Source organism: Clostridioides sp. ES-S-0108-01 (assembly GCF_020662285.1).
Classification (GTDB): Bacteria; Bacillota; Clostridia; order Peptostreptococcales; family Peptostreptococcaceae; genus Clostridioides.
In genome coordinates this window covers 1-553 of the sequence record NZ_JADGMN010000077.1, presented here as the reverse complement: position 1 = coordinate 553, position 553 = coordinate 1, and the positions used below count along the sequence as shown (strand labels likewise).

Annotated in this window: 2 rRNA genes; both read right to left on the bottom strand. The window is 39.6% G+C overall.

Annotated features, from left to right (window positions below):
• A 23S ribosomal RNA gene (locus IR152_RS19845) occupies nt 1–218 on the bottom strand; the annotation flags it as partial.
• A 220-nt stretch (nt 219–438) separates the two neighbouring features.
• Nucleotides 439–553, bottom strand: a 16S ribosomal RNA gene (locus tag IR152_RS19840); the annotation flags it as partial.

Sequence of the window (553 nt, the reverse complement as noted above, 5' to 3'; positions counted from 1 at the left end):
TTCCTTCAGGTACTTAGATGTTTCAGTTCCCTGAGTTCCCCTCATTAAGCTATGTATTCACTTAATGATACTTAGACATTACTCTAAGTGAGTTTCCTCATTCGGAAATCTTCGGATCAAAGTTTACGTGCAACTCCCCGAAGCTTATCGCAGCTTATCACGTCCTTCATCGGCTCCTAGTGCCAAGGCATCCGCCCTGCACCCTTAATAACTTGACCAGTTAAAAAGGTTTGATAGATTAAAGTCTATCAACTTGATAATTTTAAAAAGTTATCAGCTTTATATATTACAAATTAGATGTCATATCACTAAATATATATGCAGTTTTCAAAGTGCTAAAGCACGTCGCCAACGAATAAATTCCGTTGCTTAAAGTGCTAACAATGAGTATTCGTAAAAACGAACCCTCAAAATTAAACAGTAGGTAATTCTCCTTAGAAAGGAGGTGATCCAGCCGCACCTTCCGATACGGCTACCTTGTTACGACTTCACCCCAGTTATTGATTCCACCTTCGACGACTTCTTCCAAAAGGTTAGATAATCGGCTTCGGGC